This is a genomic window from Catenuloplanes atrovinosus (assembly GCF_031458235.1).
Taxonomy (GTDB): domain Bacteria; phylum Actinomycetota; class Actinomycetes; order Mycobacteriales; family Micromonosporaceae; genus Catenuloplanes; species Catenuloplanes atrovinosus.
In genome coordinates this window covers 5,265,731-5,287,031 of sequence record NZ_JAVDYB010000001.1, presented here as the reverse complement: position 1 = coordinate 5,287,031, position 21,301 = coordinate 5,265,731, and the positions used below count along the sequence as shown (strand labels likewise).

The 21,301-nt window shown below is 72.8% G+C and carries 14 protein-coding genes; 4 read left to right on the top strand and 10 right to left on the bottom strand.

The features are described 5' to 3' along the window. Window positions 1–56: 56 nt before the first annotated feature. From J2S41_RS23410 to J2S41_RS23395, 4 genes are all read right to left on the bottom strand, one after another. Window positions 57–866 carry a TrmH family RNA methyltransferase gene (locus tag J2S41_RS23410; RefSeq protein WP_310370511.1) on the bottom strand — a complete coding sequence of 270 codons (810 nt, stop codon included), beginning with the start codon at window positions 864–866 and terminating at the stop codon, window positions 57–59. Between the two features lie 65 nt (window positions 867–931). After that, complete coding sequence (locus J2S41_RS23405) at window positions 932–1,702, bottom strand: sulfite exporter TauE/SafE family protein (protein ID WP_310370508.1); 771 nt, start codon at window positions 1,700–1,702, stop codon at window positions 932–934. Next, window positions 1,699–2,154, bottom strand: coding sequence for a hypothetical protein (locus J2S41_RS23400; protein WP_310370506.1), 456 nt, complete (start codon window positions 2,152–2,154; stop codon window positions 1,699–1,701). Before J2S41_RS23400 ends, J2S41_RS23405 begins: the two co-directional genes overlap by 4 nt. Window positions 2,155–2,252: 98 nt before the next feature. Then, on the bottom strand, window positions 2,253–3,020 hold the full coding sequence (locus J2S41_RS23395) for an SDR family NAD(P)-dependent oxidoreductase (protein WP_310370504.1): 768 nt from the start codon (window positions 3,018–3,020) through the stop codon (window positions 2,253–2,255). A gap of 58 nt (window positions 3,021–3,078) precedes the next feature. Here J2S41_RS23395 and J2S41_RS23390 point away from each other — a divergent pair, with 58 nt between their 5' ends. Beyond that, complete coding sequence (locus tag J2S41_RS23390; protein ID WP_310370501.1) at window positions 3,079–4,698, top strand: PucR family transcriptional regulator; 1,620 nt, start codon at window positions 3,079–3,081, stop codon at window positions 4,696–4,698. A 54-nt stretch (window positions 4,699–4,752) separates the two neighbouring features. On the opposite strand, the gene J2S41_RS23385 is transcribed toward J2S41_RS23390, so the two are convergent. Then, window positions 4,753–5,919, bottom strand: a complete 1,167-nt coding sequence (locus tag J2S41_RS23385) for an alpha/beta hydrolase (protein ID WP_310370499.1) — start codon at window positions 5,917–5,919, stop codon at window positions 4,753–4,755. A 570-nt stretch (window positions 5,920–6,489) separates the two neighbouring features. Between J2S41_RS23385 and fxsT the strand changes: the two genes are divergently transcribed. Then, window positions 6,490–9,252 (top strand): FxSxx-COOH system tetratricopeptide repeat protein, encoded by a 2,763-nt coding sequence (gene fxsT / locus J2S41_RS23380; RefSeq protein ID WP_310370497.1) that lies wholly within the window; start codon window positions 6,490–6,492, stop codon window positions 9,250–9,252. After that, window positions 9,245–9,688 carry a hypothetical protein gene (locus J2S41_RS23375; RefSeq protein WP_310370495.1) on the top strand — a complete coding sequence of 148 codons (444 nt, stop codon included), beginning with the start codon at window positions 9,245–9,247 and terminating at the stop codon, window positions 9,686–9,688. Before fxsT ends, J2S41_RS23375 begins: the two co-directional genes overlap by 8 nt. Before the next feature lie 163 nt (window positions 9,689–9,851). Here the strand turns inward: J2S41_RS23375 and J2S41_RS23370 are convergent, their stop codons facing one another. Beyond that, entirely contained in the window at window positions 9,852–15,284 is a 5,433-nt protein-coding gene (locus J2S41_RS23370; RefSeq protein ID WP_310370493.1) for an ATP-binding protein, read from the bottom strand. A gap of 257 nt (window positions 15,285–15,541) precedes the next feature. On the opposite strand from J2S41_RS23370, the gene J2S41_RS23365 reads away from it, so the two are divergent. After that, entirely contained in the window at window positions 15,542–17,470 is a 1,929-nt protein-coding gene (locus J2S41_RS23365; protein ID WP_310370491.1) for a globin domain-containing protein, read from the top strand. Here J2S41_RS23365 and J2S41_RS23360 read toward each other — a convergent pair. The 4 genes from J2S41_RS23360 to J2S41_RS23345 all read right to left on the bottom strand — a co-directional run bounded on the left by J2S41_RS23360 (window position 17,449) and on the right by J2S41_RS23345 (window position 21,278). Then, a complete protein-coding gene (locus tag J2S41_RS23360; RefSeq protein WP_374728267.1) occupies window positions 17,449–18,795 on the bottom strand; it encodes a MurL-like N-terminal domain-containing in 1,347 nt (448 codons plus the stop codon). The two genes, J2S41_RS23365 and J2S41_RS23360, sit on opposite strands and share 22 nt — an antisense overlap. A gap of 95 nt (window positions 18,796–18,890) precedes the next feature. Beyond that, on the bottom strand, window positions 18,891–19,835 hold the full coding sequence (locus J2S41_RS23355; RefSeq protein ID WP_310370489.1) for an acyl-ACP desaturase: 945 nt from the start codon (window positions 19,833–19,835) through the stop codon (window positions 18,891–18,893). Between the two features lie 171 nt (window positions 19,836–20,006). After that, window positions 20,007–20,726 (bottom strand): lysophospholipid acyltransferase family protein, encoded by a 720-nt coding sequence (locus J2S41_RS23350; protein WP_310370487.1) that lies wholly within the window; start codon window positions 20,724–20,726, stop codon window positions 20,007–20,009. Window positions 20,727–20,813: 87 nt separating this feature from the next. Then, entirely contained in the window at window positions 20,814–21,278 is a 465-nt protein-coding gene (locus J2S41_RS23345) for a hypothetical protein (RefSeq protein ID WP_310370486.1), read from the bottom strand. Between the last annotated feature and the right edge of the window lie 23 nt (window positions 21,279–21,301).

Sequence of the window (21,301 nt, the reverse complement as noted above, 5' to 3'; positions counted from 1 at the left end):
GACGACCGGTGCCCGCGGGAGCATGCGGACCCCGGCCACGCCGGAAGCGGGAAAGGCTAAAGTTCGTCCTCTCTGGACAGCTCCCAGAACGCCACCGCCGCCGCCGTCGCCACGTTGAGGGAGTCGACGCCGCGGTGCATCGGGATCGCGACCCGCGCGTCCGCCGCCGCCAGCGCCCGCCGCGTCAAGCCCGGCCCCTCCGCGCCGAGCAACACCGCGGGCCGGGCCCGCTGCGCGGGTGACAGGCCCTGCAGCGGTACGGCGTCCGGCGCCGGCGTCATGGCCAGCAGCGTGAAGCCGGCGGCGCGGATCTCGTCCAGCGCGCCCGGCCAGTCCTCCGCCTTGGCGTAGGGGATGGCGAAGACCTCGCCCATGCTGACCCGCACGGCGCGGCGGTAGAGCGGGTCGGCGCAGTCCGGGGAGAGCACCACCGCGTCCATGCCGAACGCGGCGGCGCTGCGGAACAGTGCGCCCAAGTTGGTGTGCGTGTTGAGGCCCTCCAGCACCGCGAGGCGCCGGTGCGCGCCGGTGAGTACGTCGGTGACGGTGAGCGGGGGCTTGCGGTGGAAGGAGGCGAGGACGCCGCGGTGCACGTGGAAGCCGGTGATCGACTCCAGGACCGGCGGGGTGGCGGCGTAGAACGGGGCGTCGCCGGGGAGATCGGCGAGCTGGTCCACGCGCTTGGCGTCGACGAGCACGCTGCGCAGCCGGTAGCCGGCCCGGGCGGCGCGCCGGATCACCAGTTCGCCCTCCGCGATGAACAGGCCGTTCGGCGGCTCCCACCGGGTGCGCAACTCCACGTCGGTGAGCGCGCGGTAGTCCGCGATCCGGTCGTCGTCGGGCGAGGTGATCTGCTCGGCTGGCACGGTTCCGCATTCTCGCAGCCGCGATACCGGAAACCGGAGCGGTACTCGACGGCGCGCGTCGGGGCTCAGGAGAGGAACAGCGCGCGCACCAGCAGCCAGACGCCGACCGCGGTGCCGAACACCACGATCACCACGCGCAGCACCGCGGCCGGCAGCCGCCGGGCCAGCCGCGCGCCCAGGTAGCCGCCGACCACGGTGGCCGGCGCCACCGCCGCCACCGCGGCCCAGTCGACCGGGCCGAACGCGCTGTAGACCGCCACGGTCACCACGCCCACCACGGCGGAGAGCAGGTTCTTCAGCGCGCTCACCCGTGCCAGCGTCTCGTCCAGCACCAGCGCCAGCCCGGCGACCAGCAGCACGCCCAGCGCGGCGTTGAAGTAGCCGCCGTAGACCGCGCACAGGAACACCGCGGTGTGCAGCATGACCACGCCGCGCGCGGGCGACACCTCGCGCGGATGCCCGACCAGCGCGCGCAGCCGCGCCTGGAACGCCAGCGTCATCGTGGCGCCCAGCACCAGGAACGGCACCACGTAGTCGAACAGGTCGCGCGGCGTGTTCAGCAGCAGCGCGCACCCGCAGGCGGCGCCGGCCAGCGCGGTCGGCACGATCCGCAGCACGCGGCGGCCCTGCCCGGCCAGGTCCGCGCGGCTGCCGACCACGCTGGACGCGTACCCGGGCGCCACCGACAGCGAGTTGCTCACGTTCGCCGACACCGGCGGGATGCCGATCGCCACCATGGTCGGGAACGAGATCAGCGACCCGCCGCCGGCGATCGCGTTCACGATACCGGCCGCCAGCCCGGCCGCCACCAGCAGCGCGGCGTCGAGCCAGCTCATCGCGGCCCGCCCGCCGGAAGGACGGCGGCCAGCCCGTCCGCGCGCGGGTCGCCGGCGGCGGCCAGCGCGCCGCCGGTCAGCCGCGCCACCCGCACGTGGCCGGCGTCGTCGTGCGGCCCGGCCGTGACGTCCACGACCAGATCCAAACCCTCGGCGGTACGGACGAGCGCGTCCACGCCCGGCGTGCCCGGCTCCAGCGGCAGCGTGGGTACGTCCCGGTCGATCTCGCGCCCGCCGATGATCCAGCGCGGCCGGGCGAGCAGCCCGGCGAGGTCCTCCGAGTCCAGCACGAACGGTGCCACCTGGGCCGGGATCCAGGGCTGGGAGCGGCCACCCCGGCAGCCGAGCGCCACCACGTCGCCGTCCGGCGTGGTGGCGCTCGTGGGGCAGAGCGTGTGCGGCGGGGCCGCGTCGATCGCCGCCGGGTGCGGCGCCGCGACCGCGACGGACATCAGGCCTCCCGCTTGATCAGGCCGGCGCCGAGCAGGCGTGGTGGGCGTCCCACGGATCCAAGCGTGCCACGCCCGGCGAAGATCCGCCGGACACGCCCCTAGATCGTGACGCCGGTCAGCGTGGCGCAGACGCGCAGCAGGCCGTCCTGCCTCGCCGGGTCGAGCTCGGCCGCGCCCGGCTGCCACGCCCGCTCGGTGTCGTACCGGTTGGCCGCCGTGGTGCCGGCGACCGCCACCCGGGCCAGCCGGTCGCCCGCGTGCTGCGCGTCCAGCGGCGCCACGTCACCGTTGCGCACCGTCATCTGCGTCGCCACGAACCCGGGATCGAACGCGATGCTCTCCACCTCCGGCCAGCGGCGGCCCAGGCCGAACGCCAGCAGCACCAGGTGCAGCTTCGTGGAGCAGTACGCCTCACGCCCGTGGTACGGCCGGCGCTCGTAGTTCGGGTCGTCCAGGTCCAGCACGCCCTGCCCGGCCAGCGCGGACGACGTGAAGACCAACCGCTTCGGGCGGGGCAGAAGGGCCGTCAGCAGGTACGCGGAGAGCGTGTTGACCTGGAACGTCAGCTCGTTGCCGTCCTCGGACAGCGCGCGATCCGGGTCGTGCAGCCGCCCCACGCCCGCGTTCAGCACGATCGTGTCGTACGGGCCGAACTCCGCCGCCTGAACCGCCAGCTTCCGGGTCGCGGCGAACGAGGACAGGTCACCGATCGCGATGCCGAGCGCGCCCGGCACGGCCTGCCCGGCCTCCGCGGCCCGGCGCTCGTTCCGCGCGTGCAGCACGACCTCGTGGCCCTGCGCGACCAGCGCGTTCGCCCCCGCCCGCCCGATCCCGCTCGACGAGCCGGTTATCAGAACCCTGGCCATCCCTAGCCCCACCTCTCGGTTGTTCAGCCAGCAGACCTTAGCTGGGTAGCCTTGCGGCGTGTTCCCCACCGTGAGCGAGATCCTGGCGCTGGACCCGGTCCGCCACGGCCTTCCTCGCGTGCTGGCCGGCGCGTCCGCGCTCGACCAGCCGGTCCGGTGGGTGCACGTCGCCGAGGTGCCGGACATCGCCACGCTGCTGCGCGGCGGCGAACTCGTGCTCAGCACCGGCATCGGCCTGCCGCCCTCGGACGACGCGCTGCGCGCGTTCGTGGACGCGCTCGCCGAGGTCGGCGCCGCCGGGCTGGTCATCGAGCTGGGCCGCGGCCGGTTCGCCTCGTCGCTGCCGCGCGCCATGGTGGCGGCCGCGTCCCGGCACGGGCTGCCGCTGATCGAGCTGCGCCGCACCGTCCGGTTCGTCCGCATCACCGAGGCCGTGCACGCGCTGATCGTGGACGCCCAGCTGACCGAACTGCGCGCCACCGAGGAGATCCACCAGCGTTTCACCGAGCTGTCCGTGGAGGGCGCCGAGCCGTCCGAGGTCGTGCACCAGGCCGCGCTGCTGTCCGGCTGCCCGGTGGTGCTGGAGAACCTGTCCCGGCAGGTGCTCGCCTACGACACCGCCGGCGACCGCCCGGAACTGCTGCTCGACGACTGGGAGCAGCACTCGCGCCGGCTCCAGCCCGCCTCCCGCACCGCGTACCTCTCCGGCTGGCTGGTCACCACGGTCGGCGCGCGCGGCCAGGACTGGGGCCGCCTGCTGCTGCGCTGGCCCGGCCCGGCCGCGCCCCCGTCCCGCCTCGCCATCCTGCTGGAACGGGCCGCCTCCACGCTCGCGCTGGGCCGCCTGATCCGCCGGGACGCCGAGGGCCTGGAACGCCAGATCCACCGCACGCTGCTGACCGCGCTGCTGGACCACGCCCGCCCGGTCGACGAGGTCGCACTGCGCGCCCGCGCGCTCGGCGTCCCGCTGGAGCGCCGCCACCTGGTCGGCGTGGTCATCCGCTTCCGCGACCCCCGCCCCGATCTCGCCGACTCCGGCCAGGCCCGCCTGCGCGACCTCGCGGAGGCGGTCGGCACCGCCCTGAGCGAGACCGCGATCCCGGGCCTGACCAGCGCCATCGACGACACCACGGTCGGTGCCCTGCTGGCCCTGCGCGCGGCCTCCGCCGAGGAGCGCGCGCTGTCCGACGTCGCCGCCGCGCTGCACCGCGCGCGCGGCGCCGACGCCCCCGCGGTCATCGTCGCCGCCGGCACCGGCGCCCCCACGCTCCGCGAGGCCCGCCGCTCACTGGCCGAGGCCCGCCAGGTCGCCGACGCCGCCCGCCACGACCGCCGCGACGTCCCCGTCTTCCGCCTCCCCGACGTCGGCCTGGCCGGCCTGCTGCACCTGCTGCGCGACGAGCCCCGCCTGCAGACCTTCGTCGAACGCGAACTCGGCGCGCTGCTCGCCCACGACGCCGGAAACCCCCGCGACCAGCTGCTCGACACGCTGCGCGCCTACCTGGACAACGGCCGCAACAAGTCGGCCGCCGCCTCCGCCGCCCACCTGTCGCGCCCCGCCTTCTACGAACGCCTCTCCCGCATCTCCCGCATCCTCCAGGCCGACCTCGACTCCGTCGACACCTGCCTCTCCCTCCACGTCGCCCTCCTCGCCCTCCCCTCCATCCGCGACCGCTGACCGGACGACGGCCGGGCCGGTGTCCGTACCGAGACCGGCCCGGCCATGGGGAGATCACACTCCGCCGGCGTACGCCGTGCGGTCGAAGTCGGCGAGGACGCGGGGCAGGGCGAGCTGGAAGGCCTGGCCGTGGTCGACGGTCGCGCCCAGGTCGATGACGGCGGCGGGGGAGCGGAGCCGGTCGCGGCAGTAGTGCGAGTTGGCGATCGGGACGTCGAGGTCGCCGCTGGAGGCGTAGAGGCGCACCGGGACGCGGGGACGCCAGTCGCAGTACCGGTCCGCGTCGGCCAGCGCGTCGCGCAGCACGCCGTCCGGGTGCCGCAGCCGGGCCAGGTACTCGTCCGTGAACAGCTCGGACACCGTCGCCGGCAGCTGGGCGAACACCTCCTCGTTGCGGTGCTCGCCGTCGAACAGCGCCTCGACCGACGGGTCGCGGAACGCCTCCGCCGGCGAGTCGTACAGCTGGTAGAGCCGGTTCCAGGCCACGGTCCAGTACGCCAGGTACGCCACCGCGTGCGCGATCCGGCCGTCCAGCGCGTCCGCGATCAGCGTGCTCGGCCGCATCGGGCCGGCGATCGGCGCCAGCGCGCCCAGCGCGGACTCCCGCTGCAGCGCCTGGCCGAGCGCCATCGTGGCCTGCCCGCCCTGCGAATGCCCGGTGACCAGCACCCGCTGGTCCGGCCGCAGCCCGTGCCGGGTGGCCAGCCGCCGCGCCGCGCGCAGCGCGTCGGCCGATGCGGTCACGGTCGACGGCGGATGCGCGTACGGATGCGTGCCCGGCCCCTCACCCAGCCCGAGATAGTCCGGCGCCGTGGTCAGATAGCCAGCGGACGCGAACAGCACCGCCGCGGCGCGATCGCCGCCGTCGCTGACCGACGCCACCGATCCGCGGTACGCCGTGGTGCCGTGCAGCCACGCCACCTGCCGCGGTGCCCGGTCGCCGGCGAGCGGCAGCACCACCAGCGCGCTCGCCGTGGTCGGCGCGCCCTCCGGGTCGACGGTCCGGTACACGATCCGCTTCGCGTCCACGCCGTACCGCACGCGTGACGCGTCCAGCCCGTACCCGCTCAGATAGGCGCCGGCCTGCGCCGCGTCCATCGTCACGACCGGCGTGACGGAGACGAGCGAGCCGACCGGCGCGGCCGTCGCCGGGGCGACGCCCACCGACCCCGCCAGCACCACGCCGCACAGTGCGGCGGCATTCATCCGTATCGACAACATGCCCCGACTCTGCCGAGCCGGCCGGCACCCGGTCACTCCCGCTACCCCCCGGAAGCCGGGTAGGGCACCCCCCACCGGCGGCACGCTCCGGCGCCGTGCATTCGGTCCACCGTGTTCCGCATCAGCGCTCCGACGCCGCCCACCGCTCCCACACGGTCGTGAACACCGCGATCCCGGGCCTGCGCCGCCAGCCGCGCGGTCAGCGCGTCCACGCGGCGCCGCTGCCGTACCGGCCCGCGCGGCGCCGCCGGAGGCGTGCTGCGCGACCTGGCCGCCACCGGCGTGCCCGCCTCGATCGTCCGCCTGCCCCGACCCTCCACGGCCCCGGCGGCTTCCTACGCCAATTCCGTGATGACGCTGGGACGCCGGTCGCCTTTGTCTGCGGCAGATCCGTATATCTGATCATGACTCGGGCAGCTATGGCGTCGATCTTCGAAACGGTGAATTGCCGTGCTGGGCTGTTCTTCCGCTTCTCTCGTGTTGTCGTGTGTGTTGATCTTTTCTGTGTGCACTGTGGGTGGTGTGGGCTCGGTAGCATGGGCGTTCGCTGGTTGCCGGGGAGGCTTTGGGGTGGCTGGAGAGCGGTCGGGGCTGGATTTCTTCATCAGCTATGCGAGTGAGAATCGCGGTTGGGCTGCGTGGATCTCGGTGCAGCTTGAAGGGGCGGGGTATTCGACGCGGTATCAGGCGGCGGATTTTCGGCCGGGCCGGGATTTCGTGCATGAGATGCAGGCGGCGATTGTGGACGCGGAGCGGACGATCGCGGTGTTGTCGCCGGCGTATCTGGTGTCGGAATTCGGCGAGTCGGAGTGGCGCGCGGCGTTCGCGCGGGATCCGACGGGTGAACTCGGTGTGCTGATCCCGGTGCTGGTGCAGCCGTGTGAGCCACCAGGGTTGCTGGCCAGCCGGGTGTATGTGGACCTGACCGAGGTCGGTGAGGTGGGTGCGCGGCGGAAGTTGCTGGCGGCGGTGGACACCGACCGGCCACGGCCGGCGTCGGCGCCTTATCCGGGGCGGGGTGGTGTGCCGCGGCCGGTGCGGTTTCCCGGTGCCGGGCCGGAGGTGGCGAATCTGCCGCAGCGGAATCTGTTGTTCACCGGCCGGGAGAGCGTGGTGCGGCAGGTGTATGAGGGGTTACGGTCACCGGGGCCGGCGGCGGTGGTGTCGGGGGCGTTGCATGGACTGGGTGGGGTGGGTAAGACCACCCTCGCGGTCGAGTACGCGTACCGGTTCCGCAGTGACTACGACGTGATGTGGTGGATCGACGCGGAACAGCCCGCCACCGTGGCAGGGCAGCTGGCCGCGCTCGGCCGGGAGCTCGGACTGACCGTGCCGGTCGACGATCCGGATGTGGTCGCGGCCGTGTTCGGCCGGTTGCAAAGCTCGGACCGGTGGCTGCTGATCTTCGATAACGCGGAGCAGCCGTCGTCGCTTGCCGGTCTGATCCCGGCCGGTGGTGGCGGGCATGTGCTGGTGACCTCCCGCTGGCCGGACTGGCGGGGAAAGGCGCGCACGGTGCAGGTGGGTGTGTGGTCGCGGGCGGAGTCGGTGGCTTTCCTGCGGTCCCGGACCCGGCACGACGACGAACGGCTGCTGTCAGAACTAGCGGAGTTGGTGGGGGACCTGCCGCTGGCGGTGGAGGAAGCCGCGGCCTATCTGGAACAGACCGGCGAAGACCTGGCCGTCTACGTCCGGCTGGTCCGCGACCATGCCCGGGAGATCTTCACACCAGCCCCGGCAGATCATGGTGCGGGTACACCGAGAGACGCTGATAGGCGGCGGGTGGCCACGGTGTGGTCACTGTCACTGGAACGGGTCCACACGACACAGCCACTGGCCGAGCAATTACTGACGCTGCTGGCGTTTCTCGCGCCGCAGGTTCCGCGGGGCTTGGTCGCTGAGGCGCCGGACCTGTTGCCGCCGGAGCTTGGTGTGGTGGTGTCGGACCGGCTGGCCTACAACCGGCTGCTGGAGGCCGCGGGCCGGTACGCGCTGATCGAGCTGACCCCGGCCCATACCGAGATGCACCGCCTCGTTCAGACCGTCGTCCAGGCCCGCCTCGACCCGGCCGAGGAAGCCCGCTGGGCCGGTGTCGCGACCACGCTGGTGCGTGCGCTGTTTCCGGACGACAGCTGGGAGGTGGAGCGCTGGGATGACTGCCAGCGTCTGCTGCCACAGGTGCTGGCCGTGGCCGAGCACGCCGAACGGCTACACGTCGGCGAAGACGACGCAGGCTTCCTGCTGCACCGCGCGTCCGCCTATCTACGTGAGTCGGGTCAGTACCGGCAAGCCGAACCACTCGCCCGACGCGCCCTGCACCTCACCAGCGCCGCATCCGGCCCTGAACACCCCGACACCGCCTGGCGCCACGACGAACTCGGCCGCGTGTTGCAGGATCTGGGCCGACTGGACGAGGCCCACACCCAGTTCGAGCAGGCCCTGGCGATCGGCCTGGCCGCCCTCGGCCCCGACCACCCGGACATTGGTATCTGGCGCGGCGGCCTCGGCCGCGTATTACGAGCTCTGGGTCGGCTGGACGAGGCCCACACCCAGTACGAGCAGGCCCTGACCATCGGCCTGGCAGCCCTCGGCCCTGACCACCCCGAAATCGGCATCCGGCGTAGCAACCTCGGCAACGTGTTGCAGGATCTGGGCCGGCTGGACGAGGCCCACACCCAGTTGGAGCAGGCCTTGACGATCAGCCTGGCCGCCCTCGGTCCCGACCACCCCGACATCGGCATCCGGCGCAACAACCTCGGCAGCGTGTTGCAGGATCTGGGCCGGCTGGACGAGGCCCACACCCAGTTGGAGCAGGCCTTGACGATCGGCCTGGCCGCCCTCGGTCCCGACCACCCCGACATCGGTATCTGGCGCGGCAACCTCGGCGGCGTGTTGCGGGCGCTGGGTCGGCTGGACGAGGCCCACACCCAGTACGAGCAGGCCCTGACGATCAGCCTGGCCGCCCTCGGCCCCGACCACCCCGACATCGGCATCCGGCGCAACAACCTCGGAAGCGTGTTGCAGTCGCTGGGCCGGCTGGACGAGGCCCACACCCAATACGAACAGGCCTTGACGATCAGCCTGGCCGCCCTCGGCCCCAACCACCCCGACATCGGCATCTGGCGCAACAACTTCGGCAGTGTGTTGCAGGCGCTGGGCCGGCTGGACGAGGCCCGCACCCAATACGAGCAGGCCCTGACCATCAGCCTGGCCGCCCTCGGCCCCGACCACCCACAGACCACCACCATCCGCGCCAACCTCACCCGGCTCGACGATCACCGCCATCAAGCGACGCAGCCACCGGAGCCACCCCGGGGAGCAGACAGTGAGTAGTTCCGCCGACGCCGTTCTGGCCTACTGGAACGAACACCGCCAGCAACTACGTCAATGCGAAAACCAGCGCGCCACCATGACCAACTTCATCCTCGTCATCGTCGCCGCACTCACCGGCCTGATCGTCCAGCAGAAATTCACCCCACCCACCGCCGCGCTCGGCGCCCTCATCGCCATTCTCGGCCTCTACGGCGCCGTCATCTCCGCCAAATACCACGAACGCGCCACCTACCACCTCAGCCAAGCACGCGCCCTCACCACCACCCTCAAGGACATGGGAACCCTCGACGAAGACGCCAACCTCAACCAAAGCCGCACCGACCACTACAACGCATTCCCCCTCCTGCACCGCCTCCGCCTCCACACACTATGGACCGGCCTCCACATCGCCATCTGCGCACACGGAATCACACTGGCAACAATCACCGCCTTCTAGACCGGTCCACCCCGGCCTTCTGCTTTCCGGTGGCAGAGCCCGGCCGGTGGCGCGTTGACGGCTCCCGTGACCGTCGACGACGCCCGGCAGCCCACCGCGTACGGCATGAATGACGCGGGGCCGGTCTCTCCAGCGAGAGACCGGCCCCTGACGGACTACGCGGCTAGCTGTTCAGGCCGCGCTCGATCGCGGCGATGAGCTGGGGGCGCAGCTCGGCGGCCTTGATGATCGCGTCGACGGAGCCGACCTCGACGGCGCGCTTGATGCTGTGGATGCCGTCGAACTCGGCGGCGACCTCGCCCAGCTTCTCCGCGCGTACCGATGATCGGGTCTCGGCCAGCTCGGCGACCAGCGCGGCCCGTTCCGTGCCGGAGGCGGCGGCGATCCGGGTCTCCAGCGAGGTCACCCGCGCGTCCTTCGCGGTGCGCGCGTTGACCTCGCCGGAGAAGACCACGGCCGCGGCCGGGGCGCCGCCCAGCACGGAGGCGAACGAGCCCTCGACGGCGAGCACGGTCATCCGTGGGTTGAGCGCCTTGGAGAAGACCACGAACGCGCCGCCGTGATAGCGGGAGATCACGCAGAACACGATCGGGCCGTCGAAGTTGACGATCGCGCGGCCGATCTCCGCGCCGTACTCCAGTTGGAGGCGGCGCATCGACTCGGGGGAGCCGTCGAAGCCGGACAGGTTCGCGAGCACCACCAGCGGGCGGTTGCCGCTGGCCGCGTTGATCGCCCGGGCGGCCTTCGCCGCGGAGCGTGGGAAGAGCGTGCCGGCCGTGTACGTGTCGGGGCCGTCGGTGGGCGGGAAGCCCCGGCGGGGCACCGAGCGGGACTCGATGCCGAGCAGCGTGACCGGGATGCCGCCCAGGTGCACGTCCTGGACCACCGCGGTCTCCGCGTCGGCCATGCCGGCCCACCGCTCCAGCACCACGTGGTCGGAGTCGGAGACCGCGCGCATCACCGTACGGATGTCGAACGGCTTCTTCCGGTCCGGGTTCTTCTCCGCCGAGAAGATCTCCCCGACCGTGGTGAAGTCGCTGTCCGGCACCGAGTGCGGGTAGTCCGAGACGTCCCGGTCGAACGGGTCCGACGTGGTCGCCCGCCGTGGCCCGGACTCGCCCGGCAGCACGTACGAGTGGTCGTAGTACGTCATCAGCAGGTCTCGCGCCGCCGTCAGGTCCGGCGCCCAGTACTGCGCCTGCCCGTTCGGCCCCATCACCCGGTCGTAGCCGCCGATGCCGAAGTTGTCCTCGGCCGACACGCCGCCGGAGAAGTCCAGCGACTGCTTGCCGGTCAGCACCATGGCCGAGTCCGGCGTCATGATCAGGATTCCGCGGGTTTGCATGAGCATGGTGGCCTCGGCGTTCCAGTACGGCTGCGCGCCGACCGTGATGCCCGCGACCACGATGTTGATCTCGCCGCCGGCCTGGGTGAACTCCACGATCCGCTTGAGCGCGGCCGCCACCCAGTCCATGTTCTCCGTGCCGGACGTCATCGAGATCCGGGCGCCCGCGGACAGCGCGTACCACTCGACCGGCACCCCGAGCGAGGTGGCCAGGTCGAGCGCCGCGATCACCCGCGCGCACTCCGCCTCGGCCAGCGCGCCGAGCGCCTTGGTCGGGTCGCCGAGCAGCACGACGCGCTTGACGCCCTCCGGGTACCGCTCGGTGGGCGTGGTCACCACTCCGGTCACGATGCCGGCGGTGTTGTGCCCGCGCGGCCGGTCGACCGGCTCGAGGACGGAGCCGACCAGGTCATATTCCTCGAAGGAACCGAGTAGCGCGGTCAGCTCGTACGGGTACGTCGTCCCGCGCCGCCGCGCCGAGATCACCTTGGAGCGGTAGTCGTCCAGCGGCTCGATCGGGTCGGTGGACGGCGTGGTGAACGACACCGTCATGCCGGCCTCGAAGCCCAGCCGCACCGCGATCTCGACCGGCTCGCCGGTGGCCGCGTCGCGCTGCCGCCCGATGAACTCGACCTGCTCCAGGCCCGCGCCGGCGGTGACCGGCAGCACCCGCTGGGCGACCGCGTTCAGCTCCTCCATGCTCAGCTCGACCTGCGGCCACACGTACAGCGTGATCCGGTTGGTGTCGAACCGCTTCTTGACCGGGCGCTGCGCCTGCACCTTGCGGATCGCGTCCAGGCAGGCGTCGAGCGCGCCCTCGACCGCGGGCAGCGCCACGATCCGGCCGTCGCCGTCGCGCAGCGGCGTCAGGTCGCGGACCTGCGCCATCGCGGCCAGCCGCTCGTCGGCCGGGTTCTCCGGCGCCACGCAGCGGAACAGGTAGACGTCCTCGTCCGCGGTGGGCAGCCGGGTCAGGTCGAAGTTCCGCCAGCGCGGCACCTGCAACCGCTCCGCGATCAGCGGGTGCAGTCCGCGGATCACCCGGTCCTCGCCGATCGGCGCCCGGAACGTGAAGTGGTGGTGCATCGCGCCACCGCTGATCCCGGCCACCGAGAACGTCACCCGCTGCACGGACTCCAGCAGCCCGGACTCGGCCAGCACCGCGCCGAGTGCGTCCGCCATCTCGTCCGGCGACGGCTGCCCGGCCCAGGTCAGGTAGACGTCGGCGACCGAGTCCGCCGACACCAGCCCGGACGCGGCGGCGAGCACGGACGGCAGCGAGCCGAAGTCCGACGCGGTCGCCACCAGGCGGAACCGCGCGTCGTCCCGCTCATAGGCGGCGGTGAAGAAGCAGAACCCGGAGACCTCGACGGTACGGACGTCCGAAGCCCCCCGGTTGCCGTAGTACCGGCGGCTGAGCACCTCCAGCATCGGGCCGTGATCCACGCCGGGCCGCCCGATGCGCTGCCCGAGAATCCGGACCAGCGGCTCGGACGAGGACACCATCGACGCGATCCGCTCGCCGCGGTCCGGCGCGTCCGGGTTCTGGTCCAGGACCCGCAGGTGGTTGCGGACCTGCGCGTACACCTCGGCGCGCTTGCGGCGCAGCATCGGCTGCGCGGCCCAGCGGAACACGATCGAGCGGGCCAGGTCGCCGACCACCGGGAAGCGCAGCTGGGTGGCCGCGATCAGGTGCTCCAGCGCGCCACTGACCAGCTCGCGCAGCCCGTCGCCGGGCAGCGGCTCGGTCAGCCAGCGCCGCAGGAACGTGACGATCACGGTGACGTCCGCGGACGCGCGCTGCTGGGCCAGGAAGATCCGGAAGACCGCCTCCTCCAGCTCCGGCGTGCGCTCGAAGTCGGTGACGCCGTAGTGCGCGAGCACCCGGGCGAGCCGGCCGCGGAACGTGTCGGACAGCCCGGCCCGGTCCACGTCCAGCGACTGCAGGTACGCGTGGAAGTACTCCCGCGAGCTGTGCACGCGGGTGTCCGCCGACGCCTCCTCGCCGGCCGGCCGGTTGCGGCTGAGCTCGGACAGGTCGGCGAAGACCTGGAGCAGCCCGGCCTCCTCCTCCAGCGGCCGGTGGCTCAGTTCGTCGCGCGCGGCCAGGTAGGCGGCCAGCGCCCGGCGCTCGTCGCGCGGGTCCACGTCGTAGCCGAGCAGCAGGCTGCGCAGGTCGGCGATGCCGTGCGCCACCCGCTCCTCGGCGGTCAGCCCGTCCACCTCCGCCGGCAGGTCCAGGTCGACCGAGGCGGTCTCCGCGGCGTCCTGCGCGGTGCCGTCACCGACCGGCTCCAGGCGCAGCAGCGGCGCGCCGGTCTCCACCTGACTTCCCACCGAGACCAGGCACTCGCGCAGCTTGGCCGCGAACGGCGCGCGCAGCACGGTCTCCATCTTCATGCTCTCCAGGACCAGCACCGGCGCGCCGGCCTCGACCTCGTCGCCGACCGCGAGCGGCGTGGCGACCACCAGCGCGGGCGCGGGGGAGCGCAGCACGCCGCCCTCGTCGCGGCTGACCCGGTGCGTGACGCCCTCCACCTCGACCAGGTGGATCGGGCCGTGCGTGTCGGTGACCAGGCGGAAGCGCCGTCCGTTGACCAGTATCCGGCCGGTGTGCTCGTCGTAGCGGTCCAGCTCCACGTCGATGGTGGCGGCGTCGCCGATGCCGACCCGGAACCAGCGCGGCCCGGTCTGGGCCACGGTCACCCGGTACGTCGCGCCGCGCAGCTTGAGGTCGATCGGCCGGCCGCTCTTGTGCTGCACCTGCGGGCGCCCGCCGTGCGCGGTGGAGAGCAGCCGCTGGCGCTCCACCTGCGCCTCGTCCTCGTACGCCTCGATCGCGGCCGCGGCCAGCGCGATGCCGGAGTGCTTGGTGGAGACCAGCCGGCCCTCCGCGCGCACCCGGTCGATCCAGCCGGTGTCCGCGCTGCCGTCGATCACCTCGGGCGCGTCCAGCAGGTCCAGGATGAAGCTCTTGTTGGTGGCGCCACCCTCGATGATCACCATGGTCTCCGCGACGGCCCGCCGCAGCCGGCCCAGGGCCTCGTCCCGGGTACGCCCGTACGCGATGATCTTCGCGATCATGGAGTCGAAGTCGGCCGGGATGACGTCGCCCTCGCTGACGCCGGTGTCCACCCGGATGCCCGGCCCGCTCGGCAGCTCCAGCCGCACGATCCGGCCCGGCGACGGCGCGAAGTCCCGGTCCGGGTCCTCCGCGTTGAGCCGCGCCTCGACCGCGTGTCCCTTCTCCGCCGGGATCAGCTCACCCAGCCGCCCGCCCGAGGCCACGTGGATCTGCGCCTTGACCAGGTCGAAGTCCGTGGTCTCCTCGGTGATCGGGTGCTCCACCTGGAGCCGCGTGTTCACCTCCAGGAACGCGAACAGCTTCTCGCCCGGGTGGTACAGGAACTCGACCGTGCCCGCGCCCTTGTAGTCCACGGCCAGCGCCAGCCGCTCGGCCGACGCCTTCACCTCGCGCGCCTGCTCGCGGGTGAGCACCACGGAGGAGGACTCCTCGATCACCTTCTGGTTGCGGCGCTGCACCGAGCAGTCGCGCACGCCGAGCGCCCAGGCGCTGCCCTGGCCGTCCGCGATCACCTGGACCTCGATGTGCCGCGCGCCGGTGACCAGGCGCTCCAGGAACACCACGCCGCTGCCGAACGCGCGCTCGGCCTCCAGGCTGGTCCGCTCGTACGCCTCGGTCAGCTCCTCGTCGCTGCGGACCACGCGGATGCCGCGCCCGCCGCCGCCCGCGGTCGCCTTCAGCATCAGCGGGTAGCCGATGCCCGCCGCCGCCTCCTTGGCCGCCTCCAGGCTGGCCACCTCGCCGCGGCTCCACGGCGCGACCGGGACGCCGACCTCCTCGGCGATCAGCTTCGCGCCGATCTTGTCGCCGAGCTTGCGCATCGCGTCCGCGCTCGGGCCGATGAACGTGACGCCGATCTTCTCGCACAGCTCCGCGAACGCCGGGTCCTCGGCCACGAAGCCCCAGCCCACCCAGGCCGCGTCCGCGCCGGTGGCGACCAGCGCGCGCTCCAGCACCGCGTGGTCCAGGTACGGCCGGGCGGAGGCGGGCCCGAGGCAGTACGCACGGTCGGCCTCGCGGACGAACGTGGCACCGCGCTCACCGTCGGTGTAGAGCGCGACGGTCTCGATCGGCGATGTTCCCGTCTCGGCGTTCAGTTCGCGGACGGCGTGGATGAGCCGCATGGCGGCCTCTCCGCGGTTGACGATGGCGATGCGGTTGAACACCGACCGAGCCTCCCAAAGTGCGTACACAACGGTGCGGGGCCCTCGATCGGCCCCGTCAACAAGCTTCGTCGTTACCGGGCGGTATGGAACCGTTGGACCCGCCACTGGACACGGTCCCAAATTGTCGGAACCTGACAACACTACATGGAGGTAACCGACACTCGGCCGACTCGTTGTCCCCGGGTAAGCGGTGCAAACCGGGTGCTAACGGGCTAGATCACACCCGAAGTCGGCTCGGGTTCGGGAGAATGCACAGGGTGACCCACGTTGGCGGTGCGGGGCACCGGGACCTCCAGGCGCTGCTGCACGCGCTGCGCGTCGGCAAGGTCGTCGAGCAGTTGCCGCACGCACACGGTAACGTCCCGGCGCCACCACCGGCCGGGCAGAGCGCGCCGCAGCCGGCCGCGCAGGCCTGGGCGCCGATCGGCGGCGGCGCGGCCCAGCAGGCGGCACAGCACACCGCGACCCAGCAGGCGGGTACGCAGCAGAGCGCGCTCGGCCTCCCGCGCGGCACCGCGGCACCGCGCAACGCGGCACCCCAGGGCCGGTACGGCGCGGGCGCACCCACGGCCCCGGCCACGCCCGGCGGCCTCCCGTCCGGTGCCACCGTGCCGTTCGCACCGGCGCCCGGGCCGGGCGCCGGCCAGCCGGGTCAGCCCGGCCAGCCGGGTCAGCCCGGCCAGCCGGCTCAGCCCGGCCAGCCGGGTCAGCCCGGCCAGCCGGCTCAGCCCGGCCAGCCGGGTCAACCGGTCCAGCCGGTTCCGGGTCACCCGGGACAGCCCGCCCATCCGCATCCACCCGGCCACGCCCGGCCCGCTATCCCCGGCCACGGCACGATCCCCGGCCCACCACCGGTCCCCGCCCCGCCCGCGACTCCCGGCCCCACCACCCCGCCGGTCCCGATCACCACGCCGCCCGTGGTCCCCGGCGCCACCGTCCCCGGCCCGCCCGTCGTGGCCCCCGCCTGCCCCTACCCCGCGAGCACCGCACCCCGTACCCCCGGATCTCCGTCCCTGCCCCACGCCGCCTGGGAGGCGGTGGTGCCGATCCGGGTCAGCCCGCACCGCCCCGCGGCCGGCCCCGGCGCGCCGGTCGACGGCTTCCGGCCCGGCGAGGAGTCCGCGCTGCACGCGCTGCAGACCCGGCTGCGCGAGTCACTGCAACTGGTCGGTTCCGTCGACGAGGCCGTGCACCGGCTGGACGACCACCTGTTCACCGCGCGCCCGGAGCTGCGCCCGCTCTTCCCGCCCAGCGGCGAGGTGCACCGGCGGCAACTGCGCGACGCGCTCGGCTGGCTGGTCGACAACCTGGACAACCCGCAGGTGCTGGCCGCCGGCTGCGGGCAGCTCGGCCCGGTGCTGCGCGAGTTCGGCGTGCAGCGCGCGCACATAGACGCGTTCGGCATGGCGATGCTGGACGCGCTGCGCGCCAGCATGGCCGGCGCCTGGCGGCCCGAGCACGACGTGGCCTGGCGGTCGACGTGGAAGCTCGCCGCGCAGTGGCTCCAGCAGGGCGAGGAGGACGCCGGGTACGCGCCGCTGACCTGGCTCGGCACGGTGGTGGCCCGCCAGGACTGGCGCGACGACCTGTCCATCCTGTGGATCCGCACCTACCTGCCGTACCCGCACCGCGCCGGGCAGCGCGCGGTGCTGGAGGCGGACGGCGCCACCGGCGCGTACCCGATCGGCAACCCGGCCACGCCGGACCACACCATCGAGGTGCACGTGGAGGCGCACCCCACCGACTACGCCGGCACCGCGCTGCTGCGCGAGGCCGAGCCGGGGGAGCGGGTCCGGCTGCACCCGGCCGTCGACCACCTGCCGTTCGACCGTGAGTCCGGCCGCGACCTGCTGCTGATCGCGGAGGGCACCGGCCTCGCCACCATGAAGGCGCTGATGACCGAGGTGGCCTGGCGGCGGCAGCACCGGGCCGTGCGCCTCTACCTGGGCGTGCGCACGGTCGCGGAGATCTACGGCCTGGAGCCGCTGCGCGCGGTCGCGGCCGAGTGCCTGGACGCGCAGGTGCAGGTGGTGGTGGCGGCCGGGCCGCAGGGCCGGTTCCTCGGCGGCAGCCTGGCGCACGTGGTCGCCGGCGCCGCGGACTGGACGGACTGGGACGTCTACGTGGACGGCCCGCCCGCGCTGACCGGCGCGTTCGACCGGCTCTACTCGCCGACCCGGGGGTAGCTGCCCGGCACGAACGAGGCGCCGCCCGGCGTGAACACGTCCGAGTGCGACGCGGTCTCCCACGCGCTGTCCGGTACCGCGTCGGCCAGCGCCTTCACCACCGGCTCGTCCTGCCACTCCGGGTCGCGGCGAAGCAGGTCGAGCGCAACCACGCACTCCTCCACCTCGCCGACGCACTCCCACGGCTTGTGCGCGTCCACGCCGAGCAGCTCGAGAAAGCCCGGGATCTGCGCCTGGTCGGCCAGCAGGTCCGTACCGAAGATGCGGCGCAGCCGGTCCCGGTTCATCGACGGCGCCATGGCCAGGAACACGAAGCGGCACTTCGGGCAGTCGCCGCACCAGCGCGTGGTCGCGTTGTGCAGCAGGAACGCGCGGTTGCAGCTGGTCACCACGTCGTCGTAGCGGTCGGTCTCCGCGTACAGCCGGGCGATGTGCAGCTCGGAGAGGCGGCGCAGCAGCGAGAAGTACGCGTCGGTCAGGCCCGCGTGCTCGGCCAGCGCGTCCCGGAGCAGCCCCTCGGCCTCCACGCCCTTGGACCACTGGTGGTTGATCTCCACGCCGTGCCAGACCAGGTTCGGGTCGGAGGCGGACCGCTCGTTGGACATCACCACCGGGCCGAGGCCGTTGAACGCGGCGGAGGCCACCGCGATCAGCGAGTTCACGGCCGTGACCGGCACGTGGCCGTTGCGCGCGCCCGCCTTGTTGACCTCGAACAGCAGCGGGTCGATCCGCCGGCGCGCCGCGAGCGCGGTCAGCCCGGAGGCCCGGTTCACCGCCTCGATCACACCGTTCGGGTTGACCGAGAACGGCACCGGATCGCGGCCCGCCGCGCGCAGCGCCTCCAGCGTGACGATCGAGTCCTTGCCGCCGCCGACCGCGGACAGCGGCCGGTTCTCCAGATCGAGGGCGTGCACCGGTACGGCGTCCGGCGCGCCCTCCGGCGTGCGGATCTCCACGGTCAGCACGTGCGGCAGCGCGTTGCGGTAGGCGAACTCGCCCATGCCCTTGGTGTAGATCGCGGTGGCCAGCGCCCGCGCGGCCGGCCCGAGCCGGTGCGGGAGCGCGATCGCGGGCGGCGCCGCCACCTTGTAGTAGGAGACGCCGGCCGCGATCAGCAGCAGCTCCAGCACGCGGTGGGTGCGCGCGACCGCGTCCTCGTCCGGCGCGGTCTCCGGCACCGGGAGCGTGACCGTCTCGGTGAACCGCAGCGGCGCGACCCCCGGCCCGGTCAGCGCGTACCGCAACGCGACCGTCCCGGTCTCCACGTCGAGGTCGTAGCCCTCCGCCGTGAAGAGGTCCCGCCGCAGGATCTCGTCCGCGCTCAACGCCACCGATTCCAGCCCCTCACCGTGCCCGCCAGCCAGGCCGTCCCCCGGCCGCGCGCAATGGTAGCTCCGCCCGCCACCCGGCGCGCGGGGCGTCAGCCGTTGCGGGCGGCCTGGCGGGCGCGGTTGGCCTCGCGGCGCTCGGTGAACCGGGTCGCCTGCGCGTCCAGGTTGTCGAGGAACTCGCCGAGCTCGTCGCGGGCCTTGGCGCCGTCGCCGGTGAGGCCCGGCGTCTCCAGCACGCGCAGCTTGCGCAGCACCGGCATGAGCACCTCGTCGTGGTGGATGCGCAGGTCGTAGATGCCGGCCATGGCGATCTGGACCGACTTGCGGGAGAAGTTCTCGATGCCGTGGCCGGGCATCTGGAACGAGCGGACCACGTCCGAGATGGCGCGCATCGCCAGGTCCGGGGAGACCTGGAGCGAGGCCTCCAGCAGGTTGCGGTAGAAGACCATGTGCAGGTTCTCGTCCGTGGCGATCCGGGCGAGCATGGCGTCGCAGACCGGGTCGCCGGAGAACTTGCCGGTGTTGCGGTGCGAGACGCGGGTGGCCAGCTCCTGGAACGACACGTACGCGATGGAGTGCAGGATGCTCTGGTCGTGGTCGTTCTGGAAGCCGGCGGACATGTGCGTCATCCGCAGCCGCTCCAGCTCCACCGGGTCGACCGCGCGCGTGGTCAGCAGGTAGTCGCGGATCGCGATGCCGTGCCGGCCCTCCTCGGCGGTCCACCGGTGCACCCAGTCGCCCCAGGCGCCGTCCCGGCCGAACATGACCGCGATCTCGTGGTGGTAGCTGGGCAGGTTGTCCTCGGTGAGCAGGTTGACGATCAGCGAGGTGCGGGCGACCTCGGAGAGCTTGGACTGCTCCGGCGCCCAGGCGGTGCCGCCGAGCGGGCCGTCGAAGTTCGTGCCGTCGGACCACGGGACGTACTCGTGCGGGAACCACTCCTTGGCCAGGCCGATGTGCCGGTTCAGGTTGGTCTCCACCACGGGCTCGAGCTCGAGCAGGAGCGCCCGCGTGGTTTCTTGGTCGACGGTCACGAGACCTCCAGGGGTACGGGGGGCAGGCCCGGCTTGGGCGAGGCGAACCTACGGTTACGGTACCGTAGGTTCGCAGCTTTGAGACCACCCCGCCGGCCGGAAACTGACTTCGCCCGACCCGTCGGTAACCAGGCAATTATGGCCGTCGAGGCGCCGCCGGGAGCCGGATGATCAGGCGGCCGGTGCGGCGGCCGGCTGCGGCGCCGTGCCACCCAGGTAGGCCGGCAGCCACCAGCGGTCCTCGTCGTCCTTCGGCTTGTCCGGGTACTCCCGCTGCGCCTTCTCGACCAGCGCGGACATCCGGCGGCGCAGCTCCGCGGTGGCGGCGTTCACGTCGTCCTTGCGGTTCACCTGCATCGGCTCGCCGACCAGGATGGTGATCGGCGTGTGCCGCCGGGTGAGGGTGCGCGGCCGGCCCTTGGTCCAGAGCCGGTGCGTGCCCCAGAGCGCGAGCGGGATCAGCGGCACGCCCGCGGACATGGCCAGCCGGGTGGCGCCGGACTTGACGTCCTTGACCGTGAACGAGCGGCTGATCGTCGCCTCCGGGAAGATGCCGACCACCTCGCCGCTCTTCAGCGCGGTCAGCGCGTCCCGGAACGATTGGACGCCGGACTCCCGGTCGACCGGGATGTGCTTCATGCCGCGCATCAGCGGGCCGGAGATCCGGTGCTTGAAGACCTCCTGCTTGGCCATGAAACGGACCATGCGCTTGGCCGGATGTGCGCCGAAGCCGGCGAAGATGAAGTCGAGGTAGCCGATGTGGTTGCTGGCCAGTACCGCGCCACCCGTGCGGGGCACGTTCTCCGCGCCCTCGACCCGGATCTTGAGGTCCAGAACCTTGAACATCAGCTTCGACGCTGCGATGACTGGCGGGTACACCACTTCTGACATGGCGTAACGGTAGCCCTCCGACCTGGGGAACGCCTCCTGTGCCCGGCGGATGACGGGGGGAAACGCCCGAAAGTCCGATTATGATAGTCAGCTCTTCTCGAAGAAGCGCGTCATCCGGTCCTCCGTGCGGACCAGCGCGTCCGCGCCGCGCGCACCCGGTGCGGCCTCCGCGACCCGCTCCGCGAACTCCACGATCCCGCTGCCGCTGAGCGCGCTCCAGCTCTTGCCGTCCCGGCGGCGCACAGTGACCAGGTTCTGCCCGCCGGCGCCGCCGACCCGGTCCACCTCGGCGAGCGGGATGCGCCACGACCACAGCGCCGCGCGCAGTCGAAGCTCGGAGCCGGTGAGCGTCATCCGGTACACCATCCGGAACAGCGCCCACCACCAGCTCAGCGTGACCGTCACCACCGGCAGCAGCAGGCGCTGCCAGAGTGGCAGCTCGAACTGCCAGAAGATGAACGGCTGCGCCACGCTCAACGCCAGCAGGAACAGCAGCATCAATCCGAACTTCGCGCCCTGGGAGTAACGGGCCCGCACCGTATCGTCCGCCATGCGAGCGGGATTCCCGGTTCTCG